The sequence below is a fragment of the Saccharopolyspora sp. 6M genome (assembly GCF_020176775.1).
GTDB classification, from domain to species: Bacteria; Actinomycetota; Actinomycetes; order Mycobacteriales; family Pseudonocardiaceae; genus Saccharopolyspora_C; species Saccharopolyspora_C gregorii.
This window is the reverse complement of record NZ_JAIUJZ010000077.1, coordinates 1-14,078: the sequence shown is the minus strand read 5'-3', so window position 1 is coordinate 14,078 and position 14,078 is coordinate 1. Positions and strand designations below refer to the sequence as shown.

15 protein-coding genes are annotated in these 14,078 nt (G+C 71.8%); 4 read left to right on the top strand and 11 right to left on the bottom strand.

The genetic code is table 11. From position 1 onward, the window contains the following. The first annotated feature begins 539 nt into the window (after positions 1–539). The gene (locus tag LCD31_RS12495) at positions 540–1,130 is read left to right on the top strand and encodes a class I SAM-dependent methyltransferase (protein WP_224958178.1); all 591 of its coding nucleotides are present in this window, start codon (positions 540–542) and stop codon (positions 1,128–1,130) included. Positions 1,131–1,296: 166 nt separating this feature from the next. On the opposite strand, the gene LCD31_RS12490 is transcribed toward LCD31_RS12495, so the two are convergent. From LCD31_RS12490 to cmk, 5 genes are all read right to left on the bottom strand, one after another. Beyond that, positions 1,297–2,424, bottom strand: coding sequence for a sensor histidine kinase (locus LCD31_RS12490; protein WP_224958177.1), 1,128 nt, complete (start codon positions 2,422–2,424; stop codon positions 1,297–1,299). After that, the gene (locus LCD31_RS12485; protein ID WP_224958176.1) at positions 2,421–3,119 is read right to left on the bottom strand and encodes a response regulator transcription factor; all 699 of its coding nucleotides are present in this window, start codon (positions 3,117–3,119) and stop codon (positions 2,421–2,423) included. Before LCD31_RS12485 ends, LCD31_RS12490 begins: the two co-directional genes overlap by 4 nt. A gap of 90 nt (positions 3,120–3,209) precedes the next feature. After that, a complete protein-coding gene (gene der / locus LCD31_RS12480) occupies positions 3,210–4,676 on the bottom strand; it encodes a ribosome biogenesis GTPase Der (RefSeq protein WP_224958175.1) in 1,467 nt (488 codons plus the stop codon). Next, positions 4,673–5,362 carry a 1-acyl-sn-glycerol-3-phosphate acyltransferase gene (locus tag LCD31_RS12475; protein WP_224958174.1) on the bottom strand — a complete coding sequence of 230 codons (690 nt, stop codon included), beginning with the start codon at positions 5,360–5,362 and terminating at the stop codon, positions 4,673–4,675. Before LCD31_RS12475 ends, der begins: the two co-directional genes overlap by 4 nt. After that, complete coding sequence (gene cmk, locus LCD31_RS12470; protein ID WP_224958172.1) at positions 5,359–6,081, bottom strand: (d)CMP kinase; 723 nt, start codon at positions 6,079–6,081, stop codon at positions 5,359–5,361. Before cmk ends, LCD31_RS12475 begins: the two co-directional genes overlap by 4 nt. Positions 6,082–6,280: 199 nt before the next feature. Here cmk and LCD31_RS12465 point away from each other — a divergent pair, with 199 nt between their 5' ends. Together LCD31_RS12465 and LCD31_RS12460 are read left to right on the top strand one after the other, a co-directional pair. After that, a complete protein-coding gene (locus tag LCD31_RS12465; RefSeq protein WP_224958169.1) occupies positions 6,281–6,763 on the top strand; it encodes a cation:proton antiporter regulatory subunit in 483 nt (160 codons plus the stop codon). Positions 6,764–6,898: 135 nt separating this feature from the next. Continuing rightward, the gene (locus LCD31_RS12460) at positions 6,899–8,077 is read left to right on the top strand and encodes a cation:proton antiporter (RefSeq protein WP_224958167.1); all 1,179 of its coding nucleotides are present in this window, start codon (positions 6,899–6,901) and stop codon (positions 8,075–8,077) included. 241 nt (positions 8,078–8,318) lie between these two features. Here the strand turns inward: LCD31_RS12460 and LCD31_RS12455 are convergent, their stop codons facing one another. The 6 genes from LCD31_RS12455 to xerD all read right to left on the bottom strand — a co-directional run bounded on the left by LCD31_RS12455 (position 8,319) and on the right by xerD (position 13,669). Beyond that, positions 8,319–9,092: a pseudouridine synthase gene (locus LCD31_RS12455; protein WP_224958165.1), complete on the bottom strand. Its 774-nt coding sequence runs from the start codon at positions 9,090–9,092 to the stop codon at positions 8,319–8,321. Next, positions 9,085–10,335: an SMC-Scp complex subunit ScpB gene (scpB, locus tag LCD31_RS29765; RefSeq protein WP_374201652.1), complete on the bottom strand. Its 1,251-nt coding sequence runs from the start codon at positions 10,333–10,335 to the stop codon at positions 9,085–9,087. Before scpB ends, LCD31_RS12455 begins: the two co-directional genes overlap by 8 nt. Beyond that, positions 10,332–11,192, bottom strand: coding sequence for a ScpA family protein (locus LCD31_RS12445; protein WP_374108079.1), 861 nt, complete (start codon positions 11,190–11,192; stop codon positions 10,332–10,334). Before LCD31_RS12445 ends, scpB begins: the two co-directional genes overlap by 4 nt. A 35-nt stretch (positions 11,193–11,227) precedes the next feature. Beyond that, positions 11,228–11,614: a hypothetical protein gene (locus LCD31_RS12440; RefSeq protein WP_224958164.1), complete on the bottom strand. Its 387-nt coding sequence runs from the start codon at positions 11,612–11,614 to the stop codon at positions 11,228–11,230. Positions 11,615–11,648: 34 nt separating this feature from the next. Continuing rightward, the gene (locus LCD31_RS12435) at positions 11,649–12,590 is read right to left on the bottom strand and encodes a ParA family protein (protein ID WP_224958163.1); all 942 of its coding nucleotides are present in this window, start codon (positions 12,588–12,590) and stop codon (positions 11,649–11,651) included. A gap of 128 nt (positions 12,591–12,718) precedes the next feature. Further along, complete coding sequence (xerD, locus tag LCD31_RS12430) at positions 12,719–13,669, bottom strand: site-specific tyrosine recombinase XerD (protein WP_224958162.1); 951 nt, start codon at positions 13,667–13,669, stop codon at positions 12,719–12,721. 213 nt (positions 13,670–13,882) lie between these two features. On the opposite strand from xerD, the gene LCD31_RS12425 reads away from it, so the two are divergent. Beyond that, the coding region (locus LCD31_RS12425) for a DUF1707 domain-containing protein (RefSeq protein WP_224958161.1) at positions 13,883–14,078 on the top strand (196 nt) is incomplete at its 3' end.

Below are 14,078 nucleotides of genomic sequence, written 5' to 3'. Positions count from 1 at the left end.
CAACCTCGGATAACCGGCTGCTCATCCCGGTCTAATCCCCCCGCGCCGCTCTCGGGGGAGAGCGCCGCCCCCACCCCTCCCCCCCACCCGGGCGCCCGCAACGGGCCTGCGCGGGCGGCCCCGCTAAGGCCCTTTTTGCGAACTCAACAATTCTTCCGCGTTGCCGCTTCCGGCTGCCGACGAATTGGTTTCCGTCGCGGATCCGGTTCTCGACCACCGCCGACGAACGGCACCATTTCACGCTTCATCAGAATGAGTGAACATGATCCTCCCCGATTATCGATGACTTCCGCTCCCGTTCCCTCCCCGGTTAGAGTCCCGGCCACGAATCGGGTCGCACTCCATCGCGACCACCGGCACCGCACTCCACCATTCGGCACCGCACGCCCGCCGGCCGTGCGCCGGGCCGAAGCGGAATCCGCGGCGAACTCCGACCCCGAGGGGATCCTCCCGTGCAGAACAACACGCACATCGCTTCCACCGACGAAGTGACGGAGGAGTGGCGGCAGCGGGCCCGCCGGGACGGGCTGGCCCGCGTCATGCGCGCCTCCCAGCCCGCCGAGCACAACGCGGACACGACGGAACGGACCCGGAAAGCGGTGACGGAGGGCCTGCGGACCGCGGCCCGAGAGCTGAGCCGCCCGCTCGCCACCGCATTGGAGGTCGGCTGCGGCATCGGCCGCCTGACCCCGACGTTGGCCGCGCACGCGGACCACATCACCGCGCTCGACATGACCCCCGGAATGCTGGAGGCGGCACGCGAATCGTGCGCCGATCTGACCAACGTGGATTTCGAGCTGGCCCGGGCCGAGAACCTCCCGTGGAACGGCCGGAAGTTCGACGTCGCCGTTTCCGTGTGGGTTCTCATGCACGTGCTCGACGAAGAGGCGCTGGCCCGGATCTGCCGATCGATCTCGCGATCCTGCCACTACTTCGTGCTCGTGGAATACGCGGAGGCGGCGATCCCGGTCAGCGAATGGTCCCGACTGCGTTCCGCCGACGACTACCTCGCACTGATGCCGGGCGCACAGCTCGTCGAAACCCGGGAGCTGGATCACGGGGGCGACCGTTCCACCGCGGCGCTGATCCGGTTCCCCAGCGCGATCGAATCGCGAGCGCGCAAGAATTGAACGATCCCGGCACGACCAACCGGAACGCGACGAGCCGGACCCGCCCGGGCACATGATCACCGGCGCGTCCGCAGCGCTCCTCCCACGACGACGACCGCCCGCCGGCGGCCCCGCAACGGGCGGAACGACGCGGCACCACGAGCTCCGGACATCGAACCGGAGCAGCTCACGCCGCCGGCGAGAGCGGAATCTCCGCCCGCAGTTCGAACCCCTCGTCCGAAGGCACCGCGTCCAGCGTGCCGCCCAGCATCCGCACCCGCTCCGACAACCCGGCCAGCCCCGAACCGCCGCACCCCACGTCCGGCGCGTCGCCCAGCACCCCCGCGCGAGCGCCCAGCACCGGAGCACCGTTGCGCACCACGACCCGCAGCAGCTCGTCGTCCCCGGTCAGCTCCACCACGACCGCCGCGCCCGGCGCGTGCTTCGAGACGTTCGTCAGCGCCTCCTGCACCACCCGGTACACGGCCCGGCTCACCCCGGGCGACAACTGCACCGCCTGCGAGCACTCATCGCTGAGCGTCACCCGGATCCCCGACCGCCGGGCCCGCGCCACCAGCTCCGGAATGGCCCGCGCGCTCGTCGAGTCCCACTGATCGGCCGCCAGGCCCAGTGTCGAACGCATCTCGCCCAACGCCTCCTTCGCCAGCTCCCGCACCCGGGTCGCCGAGGCGCGAACCTCGGCCTGCTCGCTGCTCGCGTGCAGCGCCGCCGCCTCCACCGCGATCAACGTGACGTGGTGCCCGACCGCATCGTGGATCTCGCGGGCGATCCGGGACCGCTCCTCCGCGCGCGCAGCACCCTCCTTCGCGAGCAGCTCCGACTCGGTCGCCGCCCGCAACCGGTCCAGGCTCGCCGTCAACTGCGCCCGCGTCGCCAGCAGCGTGCCCATCGCCGTCGGCACGCCCGCGCAGACCAGCGCCGTCACCGCCGCCATCGTCAGGCTCGCCGCGGACAACAGCCGCCACTGCTGGACCGCCACCGGCAGGAACGCGGACGACGCCGCCAGCAGCGCCCAGCAGAGCAGCCGCCACGTGTTCGACCACGCCCGGCCCAACCGGAACAGCGCCACGCACGTCGGCGCCCACGCGAGCCCACCGACCAAGCCGGGCAGGCACAGCAGCAACGACAACAGCGGACACCGGTGCCGCAGCACCAGACCGGCGCACGCGACCAGCGCCGCGGGCAGGGCCCACGCCTGGTCGGTCTCCGACAGCAGCACCACCACCACCGGCACCAGCACCGCGAGCACGTCCAGCAGCAGGCGCTCGCGACCGAACCCGGCCGGCCCGCTCAACGCAGCTCGCCCTCACCCGTCCCCGCGACGCGCTGCGCGATCAACGCCGCCTGCACCCGGTTCTCCGCACCCAGCTTGCTCAACACCGTCGAGACGTAGCTCTTCACCGTCGCCTCGGTCAACCCCAACCGGTCACCGATGTGCGCGTTGGACCGACCGGCGCCGAGCAGCTCCAGCACCTGCCGCTCCCGCGCGGACAGGCTCCGCACCAACCGCACCTCGTGCGTCGAATCGCCCATCGAGCGGAACCGCGGCAGCAACCGCACCACGATCCGCGGATCCAGCACCGCACCACCCGCGGCCAGGTCCTGCACCGCCCGCACCAGCGCGCCCGGTTCCGCGTCCTTGAGCAGGAACCCGTGCGCCCCCAGGCGCAACGCCTCCGACACGTAGTCGTCCAGGTCGAAGGTGGTCAACATCGCGCACACCGGAGGACGGGGCAGGCCACGCAGCTCCCGCAACGCCGCCAGCCCGTCCTTGCCCGGCATCTGCACGTCGATCAGCGCCACGTCCGGCTGGTGCGTGCGCACCACCGACAGCAGCTCCTCACCGGTACCGGCCTCGGCGACGACCCGGATCAGGCCGTCGTGCTCCAGCAGGACCCGCAGGCCGCGCCGCAGCATCACCTCGTCATCGGCCAAGACCAAGCGGATCGGCCGCACCGCGGAACCTTCCGCAGCGGAGTCAGCACGCACCCTGGGTCACCTCCCCCTGTACAAAGGGCCGACCGAAGGTTATCGGCAAGGCAATCTTGGTCTGCGTGCAGTACCCGGCCGTTGGTCCGATCAGCCGCGTGCCTTGCGCCCGTCCTTGCGCTCGCGCACCCGCACCGAGATCCGGACGGGACTGCCGGTGAACCCGAACTCCTCGCGGAACCTGCGCTCCACGAACCGGCGGTAACCGGCCTCCAAGAAGCCGGTGGTGAACAGCACCAGTGTCGGCGGGCGCGGGTGCGCCTGCGTCGCGAACAGGATCTTCGGCTGCTTGCCACCGCGCACCGGCGGCGGGCTCGCCGCCACCAGGTCCGACAGCCACGAGTTGAGCCGCCCGGTCGGGATCCGGGTGTCCCAGGACTCCAGCGCCGTGCGCAGCGCCGGCGCCAGCTTCGCCACCGAACGCCCCGTCTCCGCCGAGACGTTCACGCGCTCCGCCCAGCGGGCGCGCACCATCTCGCGGTCCAGCTCCTTGTCCAGCCGGTGCCTGCGGTCCTCGTCGACCAGGTCCCACTTGTTGCACACCAGCACCAGCGCCCGGCCTGCCTCGATGACCATGCCGATCACCCGCAGGTCCTGCTCGGTCAGCGGCTCCGAGGCGTCGATCAGCACGACCGCCACCTCCGCCGCCTCGATCGCGGCCTTGGTGCGCAGCGACGCGTAGTACTCGGTGCCGCTGGCGGTGCGGACCCGCTTGCGCAGCCCGGCGGTATCGACGAACCGCCACACCTCGCCGTCCAGCTGCACCAGCGAGTCCACCGGGTCCACCGTGGTGCCCGCGACGTCGTCGACGACCGCGCGCTGCTCACCGGTGAGCCGGTTCAGCAGGCTCGACTTGCCCACGTTCGGCTTGCCCACCAGCGCGACCCGGCGCGGACCACCGCTGGCGCCGAACTGCTCGTGCGGCACCTCCGGGAACACGTCCAGGATCGCGTCCAGCAGGTCACCGGAACCGCGCCCGTGCAACCCGCTGATCGGCCGCGGCTCACCCAGGCCCAGCGACCACAGCGCCGCGGCGTCCGCCGCGGTCCGCTCGTCGTCGACCTTGTTCGCAGCCACCAGCACCGGACGCTTCGAGCGGCGCAGCACCCGCGCCACCGCCTCCTCCGTCGCGGTCGCCCCGACCTGGGCGTCCACCACGAGCAGCACCGCGTCCGCCGTGGACATCGCCATCTCGGCCTGCTGGGCCACCGCGGCCTGCAAGCCCTTCGCGCCCGGCTCCCAGCCGCCCGTGTCGACCACGGTGAAGCGCCTGCCGTTCCACAACGCGTCGTAGGCCACCCGGTCCCTGGTCACGCCCGGCTTGTCCTGCACCACCGCCTCGCGGCGCCCCAGCAACCGGTTCACCAGCGTCGACTTGCCCACGTTGGGCCTGCCGACCACCGCCAGCACCGGCTGCGGACCACCTTCGGCGTCCTCCTCGGCGCCTTCGACACCGTCGAACTCGGCCCACTCGGCCTCGTCCGACCACGTCCCGTCCAGGCCGCCGTCGAGCGGCGCACCCACGTCTTCCGGGCCGCCCACCGACTCTTCGGTCACGCTTGTTTCCCTCTCGCATCGTCGCTTTCGGAGGTCCCGGCGATCAGCCCGTCCAATTCGGCGATCAGCCCGACCAGTTCGTCGCGGACCTGCTCGGTCGCAGCCGTCAACCCGGCGCGCCCCTTGGCGACCGGCAACGTCACCGGCTCGCCGAACAGCACATCCACCCTGGGCAGCAGCCTACGGCCCCGTCCCTCCGGACGGCGCGTGCCCCGGCAGGCCACCGGCAGCATCCGCGCCCCGGAGGTCCGCGCCAGCCACGCCGCCCCGTGCTCGGCGTTGGCCACGTCGCCACCGCCGCTGCGGGTCCCCTCCGGGAACACCGCGACGAGCCCGCCCGCGCGCAGCACCCGCACCGCCGCCAGCAGCGGGGTGCGGTCCGGTTCTCCGCGGCGCACCGGGATCTGCCCGATGCGGCGGAGGAACCAGCCCAGCGGGCCCTTGAACATCTCGTGCTTGACCAGGAACACCGCTTCGCGCGGCAGCATTCCGAACAGCAGCGGACCGTCGATCAGCGAGCTGTGGTTCGCCACCAGCACCAGCGGCCCCGTCCGCGGCACCCGGTCCAGGTGGTGGACGTGCGTGCGGTACGGCAACCGCACGAAGGTCCGGCCGATCCATCGCCCGAACCGGTGCATGCGACGCGACGCGCCTTCCGGCAGATCGCCTTCGCCGGGCTCGCTCATCGGATCGTCCCCACTCCGGCGAACAGCCCGCGGGCCTCCGCCAACCCCAGCAGCCGGTCCAGCACCCCGGCCACGTCCAGGTCCGTCGTGTCCAGCTCCACCGCGTCCTCGGCCATCCGCAGCGGCGACACCGCGCGCCCGGAGTCGAACGCGTCCCGCCGCTGCACGTCCGCGTGGGTGCGCTCCAGGTCGGCGAGCCGCCCGGCTGCCACGTCCTGGTCGCTGCGGCGGCGCGCCCGCGTCTGCGCGGACGCGGTGAGGTACACCTTCAGCCCCGCGTCCCGCGCGACCACCGTGCCGATGTCGCGGCCTTCCACGACCACGCCGCCCGGCGAGGCCAGCGCATCGGCGATGATCCGGCGCTGCTCGGCGACCAGCAGCTCGCGCACCCGCGCCACCGCCGACACCGCGGAGACCGCACCGGTGACCTCCGGCCCCCGGATCTCCAGCGCCACGTCCTCCCCGGCCATCGAGACCGCCGGGTCCCGGGGGTCGGAGCCCATCTCGGGCAGCGAGGCCGCCGCGACCTCCGCCACCGCGTCCGCGTTCGCGACCGGGACCCCGGCGCGCAGCACGGCGAGCGTCACCGCCCGGTACATCGCGCCCGTGTCGAGGTACGACGCCGACAGCGCCGCGGCCAGCTTCCGGGCCACCGTGGATTTCCCAGTGCCCGAGGGACCGTCGAGGGCCACCACCCCACGAAGCTCGGCGTGTGCCACGTCGAGTCTCCTCCTTCATCACCGCCGGCCGAGGAAACGCCGGACCAACAGCCCATTGTGCCCGCTGGTCCGAGCGGTTCCCCACTCGCGTCCGGATCCGGCGCGCGCCGCCCCCACCACCCGTTCGCGCTGCCCGTTCCGCCCCGGTTCCGCGCGGGGCACGCACGTGCGCGCGGGTTCCTGTACTAGGATCGAACACGTGGACGTCACAGTGACCCCGCTTCCGGGACTCGGGACCCAGCAGGACTTCGTTACTCGTTCCGGGCACAGGATCGGTGTGATCACGTATCGCGACGGACGCTTCGAGCTGATCGTCTCCGGTCACGACGACCCGGACAAGGTAGCCGCCTCGGCAGGTCTGACCGCCGAGGAGACCAACACCCTCGCCAACTTGCTCGGCGCCCCCCAGCTGGTGGCCCGCCTGAGCGAGCAGCAGCGCGAGGTGGCCGGGATCAACACCTGGCAGCTCCCTGTCGATCAAGGCTCTCCCTACGACGGGCGCACTCTCGGCGAGACCGAGATGCGCACCCGCACCTCGGCGTCGATCGTCGCCGTGGTGCGCGGCGGAACCGTGCACCCGTCACCGCGTCCCGATTTCGAATTCAGTGCCGGCGACCTCGTGGTCGTGGTCGGCACCGCCGACGGCCTGCGGGCCGCAGGCGAGATCCTCGAACGCGGCTAGGCGCTCCGCGCCGAACGCCGCGAGGTGATGGTCGTCCGCACCGCCCGGGAGCACCGCGCTCTCGGGCGGGAACCCCGTGCGCTCTGGGCACGGGACAACTGAACAGGTACTCGGACAGGGCGAGAGGAAACACTGGTGCACGACACGGCGATCTCCCTCATCGAACTGGGAGCGGTGTTCTTCGGTCTCGGAGTTCTCGGCCGCCTCGCCTGGAAGATCGGCATCTCACCGATCCCGCTTTACCTCATCGGCGGAATCGCTTTCGGAACCGGCGGCTTAATACCGCTGCACGGTATCGAGCCGTTCACGCATCTAGCCTCCGAAATAGGCGTGGTGCTGCTCTTGCTCCTACTCGGGCTGGAGTACTCGGCTGGCGAACTCGTCACGGGGCTCCGGCGTTCCTGGCTGGCAGGTCTGGTGGACCTGGTGCTCAACGCGGCCCCCGGCGCGATCGTCGCGCTGCTGCTGGGGTGGGGCCCGATCGGCGCGCTGACGATGGCAGGCGTCACCTACATCTCCTCCTCCGGCATCATCGCGAAGGTCCTCGGTGACCTGGGCAGGCTCGGCAACCGCGAAACACCGGTGGTGCTGTCGATCCTGGTCTTCGAAGACCTGGCGATGGCGCTGTACTTGCCGATCCTCACCGCGGTGCTCGGCGGGGTGAGCCTGCTGGGCGGGTTGACCGCCGTCGGCGTCTCGCTGATCGTCATCTCGGTCGTGCTGGTGGTGGCGCTGAAGTTCGGGCGCTACGTCTCGGCGCTGATCGACAGCCCCGACCCCGAGGTGTTCCTGCTGCGGCTGCTGGGTTCGGCCCTGCTGGTCGCCGGGATCGCCTCGGAGCTGCAGGTTTCGGCGGCGGTGGGATCGTTCCTGCTGGGCATCGCGATCTCCGGTTCCACGGCGCAGAACGCGACGCGGATGCTGGAGCCGCTGCGCGACCTGTTCGCCGCGGTGTTCTTCGTGGTGTTCGGCTTGAACACGGATCCTTCGAAGATCCCGCCGGTGCTGGGCTTCGCGCTGCTGCTGGCGGTGGTCACCGCGATCACGAAGATCGGCACGGGCTGGTTCGCCGCCCATTCCCAGGGAATCGGCAAGATGGGCCGGGCGCGCGCCGGTGCGGCGCTGGTGGCCCGTGGTGAGTTCTCCATCGTCATCGCCGGCCTCGCGGTCGCCTCGGGCGCCGTCTCGGGCGAGCTGGCCGCGCTGGCCACCGCTTACGTGCTGCTGATGGCGATCCTCGGGCCGGTCGCGGCGCGCGTGGTGGAGCCGGTGGCGCGCAGGCTGGTCTCGCGGAAGCAGGCCGCGAAGGCGTGAACCCGCGGCACGACGAGGATCTTCCACCTACCCGCTGAGGTCTCCCGCGCGGCCGAGCGCCGCCGGACCGGTCCAGGCCGGGGACGCCGGACGACCACCAGGTCGCCGCGCCTCCCCGGCCTGCTTCGTTTCCGGGTCTCCGGCGGATTGATTTCACCCGACACTGAGACGATCGCAGATTCCGAACGCGTCAGGCGAAGAAGAACCCGCCTCGCCGAGCGGGGCGGGTCCTCCGGGAAGATCACATGCCGACGGCCCGGTAGAGCGCGCCGACCTCCTTGCGGTCCAGCTTGCGGATCGCGCCGGGACGCTCGTTGCCCAGCCGGACCTCGTCGATCGCGGTGCGCACCAGCCGCTTCACCGGGTGGCCCACGTGCTCCAGCACCCGGCGGACGACGTGCTTGCGGCCCTCGTGCAGCACGACCTCGACCAGCGCGCGCCCCTCGTTCACGTCGACCAGCCGGAACTTGTCCAGCTTCACCGGACCGTCGTCCAGGGTGACCCCGGCGCGCAACCGCTTGCCCAGGTCCTTCGCGATCGGCCCCGGCACCTCGGCCAGGTAGGTCTTGAGGACCTGGTACGACGGGTGCATCAACCGGTGCGCCAGCTCACCGTCGTTCGTGATCAGCAGCAGGCCTTCGGTGTCCACGTCCAGCCGCCCCACGTGGAACAGCTTGCCGTCCCGCTCCCGCAGGTAGTCGCCGATGCACGGCCGCCCCTGGTCGTCGGACATCGAGCAGAGGATGCCCTTGGGCTTGTTCAGCAGCAGGTGCTGCACGTCCTCGTTCACGACGACCCGGGTGCCGTCCACGTGGATCACCGAGTTCTCCGGGTCCACCCGCCTGCCGAGCTCGGTGACGACCTCGCCGTCCACCTCGATGCGGCCCTCGGTGATCATCCCCTCGGCGGCGCGGCGCGAAGCCACCCCCGCTCGGGACAGCACCTTCTGCAGGCGGATTCCCTCCGGCTGCGCATCCGCGGCGGAGGAAGAAGCCGGGGCACGGTGTTCAGACATCGTCGATCGTATCCACTTCAGGCAGCAGGGGAGCCAGCGGCGGAAGGTCCTTCAGCGACGACAGGCCGAGCCGTTCCAGGAACAGCTCCGTCGTGCAGTACAGGAACCCGCCGGTCTCCGGGTCGGTACCGGCCTCCTCGACAAGGCCGCGCCCCACCAGGGTACGGATGACGCCATCGACGTTGACACCGCGTACCGCCGCCACCCGCGCCCGGGTCACCGGCTGCCGGTAGGAGATGACCGCGAGCGTCTCCAACGCGGCCCTGGTCAGCTTCGCGCGCTGCCCGTCGAGCAGGTAGCGCTCCACGTACGGCGCGTAGGTCTCCCTGGTGTAGAACCGCCATCCCTCGCCGACCCGGCGCAGGTCGATGCCCCGCCCGGCCTCCTCGTAGCCGCTGGCCAGCCGCTGCAGCGCGGTGCGGATGCGGGCGACGGGCTGGTCCAGGGTGTCGGCCAGCAACGCCTCCCCCGCCGGGACGTCGACCACCAGCAGCAGGGCCTCCAGCGCGGAGTCGAGGGCGTCGTCCTCGGTCAGGTCCGGCGGGGTGCGGGACACCGCGACGGCCGCGTCGGACCGGGCCGGGGCGTCGTCCTCGGGTTCGGAGCCCGCGGGGCGCCCGTCCTCGGCCTGGCCGGTTCCGGGCGCTAGCTCGGCCGGGTCTGCCGCCGGGCCGTCGGCTCCGGTGGGCGGGGTGTCGATGGCGTCGGTTCCGGACTGCTCGTCGGCGGACGGCCCTCCGGTCGCGGACTCGTCGGCGGTGGTCGGCTCGGCGTCGTCCGGCTCGGCAGTGCCCGTCCCGGCGTCGTCCGGCTCGGCGGCTGCCGGCTCAGCCGTGTCCAGTCCGGCGTCGTCCGACTCGGCAGCCCCCGGCTCAGCAGCCCTCGATCCGGCAGCCCTCGGTCCAGCAGTGCCCGGCTCGGCGTCGTCGGTGTCGGCGGCCGGTTCCGCGCCCGGCTCGGCGGCGGAGATCTCGTCCGCAGCGGACTCGGCACCGGCGGGCTCGGCCGCGAGGAGCTCGTCGCCGACGGGTTCACCGTCGATGGGCGAGCCGCCGACGGACGTGCCCGCGTCCGGTTCACCGCTCACCACGCGGGATCCGGTCGACGGCTCGGCACCGGCCCGGCCGTCACCCGGCTCGGCGGGCCGAGCCCGTCCCCCCGGCACGGTCTCCGGCGCCACCGCCGCATCCGCGGCCTGCTCGGCCTCGTCCGCACCGGAAGCTTCGTCGTGCACTGCGCTCACCCGTATTCCTCTTCGTTCGCGCTGCGCCGGTCGGCCTCGGCCGCCAGCCGCGCGTCCTCCAGGCTGCCGCCGACCCAGCGCACCACCAGGTCGCCCAGCGGATCCTCCTGCTCGAACGCCAGCACCTTCTCCCGGAACAGCTCCAGCAGCGCCAGGAAGCGGGCGACGATCTCCACCGTGTGCTCGCAGTCCGCGACCAGCGCCGAGAAGTCCGCCGCGCCCCACTCGGCCAGCCGCACCCGCAGCAGCGCGGCGTGCTCGCGCACCGACACCTGGTGCTGGTGGATGTGGTCCAGCGACACCGACGGCGGCGGCTTCGGCCGGAACACCGCGGCCGCGATCTCCGCGAGCCGCTGCGGTCCGACCCCGATCATCACCTCGGGCAGCAGGTTCTCGTAGCGCGGCTCCACCGCCACCGACCGCGGGTAGCGGCGCAGCGCCCCCGCTTCCAGCTCGCTGAACAGCGCCGCGACCTGCTTGTACGCGCGGTACTGCAGCAACCGCGCGAACAGCAGGTCCCGCGCCTCCAGCAGCGCCAGGTCGTCCTCGTCCTCCACGTCGGCGGCGGGCAGCAACCGGGCCGCCTTCAGATCCAGCAGCGTCGCGGCCACGACCAGGAACTCGGTCGTCTCGTCGAGGTTCCAGTGCTCGCCCAACGCCTTGGTGTAGGCGATGAACTCGTCGGTGACCTTGTGCAGCGCCACCTCGGTGACGTCCAGCTGGTGCTGCGAGATCAACTGCAGCAAGAGGTCGAACGGGCCCTCGAAGTTGTCCAGCCGCACCGTGAACCGCCCGGTCGAGGTGGTTTCCTCGGCGGCGGCCACGCCCGGAGCCTCGGCGTCGGCCTCGTCCTGCACCTCAACAGCATCGACCCCGCCGGGAACGGAGTCGGTCACTCGCCGGGCTCCCGCCGCAATTCGCGCACCAGCACCGAATCCGCACCCCGCGCCTCAAGATCAGCGAGCAGCATCGCCACCCCTTCACGCACGACCCTGCCGCGATCCACCGCGATGCCGTGCTCAGCGCGCAGCGCGAGCCGGGCCTGTTCCAACGCCAGCAACTCCTCATCGGAGACGTACACGGTGATTTTCGCATCGTGCTTGCGGCGCCCCGACCCCGACCTGCCCCGCGATCCGCCGGAGCCCGGCTCGGCCGCACGCGCACCGGCGCCGGGGGCGGGCTCGACCCGGGGCTCGGCAGGTGGTTCCGGCGGTTCGGAGGCGCGCGCCGTGGTCCGGAACAGCTCGGACGCACCGGGCAGCTCGGCACGACGCCTCACGCGCCCTCCCCGACAGCGGATCGCACGGGAACCGTCACCGCGCGATCACCTCGCGCGCCAGCGAGCGGTAGGCCTGCGCGCCTGCGGAACGCGGCGCCCAGCGGGTGATCGGCTCCCCGGCGACCGTCGTCTCCGGGAAGCGCACCGTCCGGTTGATCACGCTGTCGAAGACGACGTCGCCGAACGCCTCGACCACGCGCGCCATCACCTCGCGGGAGTGCAACGTCCGCGGGTCGAACATGGTCGCCAGGATGCCGCTGATCTCCAGCTTCGGGTTCAGCCGCTCCTGCACCTTCTCGATCGTGTCGATCAGCAGGGCCACCCCGCGCAGGCTGAAGAACTCGCACTCCAACGGGATGATCACGCCGTCCGCGGCGGCGAGCGCGTTCACCGTCAGCAGGCCCAGCGACGGCTGGCAGTCCACCAGGATGAAGTCGTACTCCTTCATCGCCGGGAACAGCACGCGCTGCAGGGTCTGCTCGCGGCCCACCTCCGCGACCAGCTGCACCTCGGCGGCCGACAGGTCGATGTTGCTCGGCAGCAGGTCCATGCCCTCGACGGTCGTGGACATCACCACGTCCCGGATGTCGACGGACCGCTCCATGATCACGTTGTAGATCGTCTGGTCCAGCTGGTGCGGCTGCACCCCCAGGCCGACCGAGAGCGCACCCTGCGGATCGAAGTCCACCAGCAGCACCCGGCGCCCGTACTCGGCGAGCGCGGCACCCAGGTTGATCGTCGACGTCGTCTTGCCGACGCCGCCCTTCTGGTTGCACATGGCCAGTACCGAGGCCGGGCCGTGCCGGTCCAGCAGCGGCGGTTCCGGGACGTGCCTGCGCGGGCGGCCGGTCGGGCCGATGTTCGCGTCCGGCGACAACTCGGCCTCACCGCCCGAAGCCGAGGGCTTGTGCGGGGCGATGCTCAGGTCGACCGCGCCCCGGGACCGCCCTTCGGCGGAGGGCTGCGGTGTCGACATGGCGCTAGGACTCCTTGTCTGCCGGCGACGATCATACCGATCGAGCGCAGCCTAAGTGGCATTCGCGACCAGCGGCAACGCGCCTCGCCGAGCACCGGCGAAATGCGTCCCACCCCACTCCATCGGGTTCACGGGTCCCGCCGCAACGCCCTCGGATGGGCGGTCGCGTACACCTCGCGCAACGTGTTCACCGTGACCAGCGTGTACACCTGCGTGGTCGTCACCGAGGCGTGCCCGAGCAATTCCTGCACCACTCGCACGTCCGCTCCGCCTTCCAGCAGATGGGTGGCGAACGAATGCCGCAGCACGTGCGGCGACACCGCGCTGCTGATCCCCGCCCGGTCGGCGGCGGACTTCAACGCGTTCCACGCGCTCTGCCGGGACAACCTGCCGCCGTGCGAATTCAGGAAGACCGCCGCGTCGCCCTTGCCGCGGGCGGCCAGCACCGGCCGCGCCCGCACCAGGTAGGCATCCAGCGCCTCCAACGCGGGACGCCCGATCGGGACCAGCCGTTGCCGGCCGCCCTTGCCGTTGAGCAGCACCGTGCGCTCCGCCGAGTTCACGTCGTCGACGTCCAGCCCCACCGCCTCCGAGATCCGAGCTCCCGAGGAGTACAGCAGTTCCAGCAGCGCCCGGTCCCGCAGTCCGCGCACGTCCCGGCTGTTCGCCCCGTCCAGCAACCGCAGCACGTCGGCCACCGGCAACGCCTTCGGCAACCGGCGGGCCGGGCTCGGCGGCGACACCTCGCGCGCGACGTCCGCGTCCACCCACCCCTCGGCGTGGGCGAACCGGTGCAGGCCGCGCACCGCGACCAGCGCCCGCGCCGCCGAGGAGGGCGCGAGCGGCGGGTGCTCGTCCGTGCCCTCGCGCAATTCCGCGGCGAACTCCGCCAGGTGCAACGCGGTCACCTCGCGCAACACGCGCACTCCCGAACCGGCCAAGTGCCCGCCGTAGCGGCGCAGATCTCGCGAATACGAATCCAAGGTGCTGCGGGCGCTGCCCCGCTCCACCGCCAAGTGGTCCAGGAAACCGGAGCAGGCGGTGCGCAATCCCTCGGGAAGGTCCTCGAAGGCTTTCACGGGCCGAACTCCTCTGCGCGAAACGAACAGGTCGCAGCGTAAGCCGCCGCACCGCCGGAACTCCGGCCACCCGCCATGGTGCCGAAGGACTCCCGACCGCGAGCAGTGCGTATCCCGCAACGAGAGAACGGAGCAAGCGCGATTAGCCCGAAAGCATGCCGACCCTCTCCGAATCGCCATTCCGAGCGGCCCGGTTCGACTAGCCTGATCACCGTGACTTCCCCGTACGATCCCGGCCGGATGCGCATCGGCGACCACGAGCGGGCGCAGGCCATCGAAGCGCTCGGCGAGCACTACTCCCTGAGCAGGCTGAGCCTCGGCGAGTACGAGGAACGCGTCGACCAGGCGACCCGCGCGGTCACCGGCGACGACCTGGTGGCCCTGTTCACCGACCTGCCCGCGCCCCGCC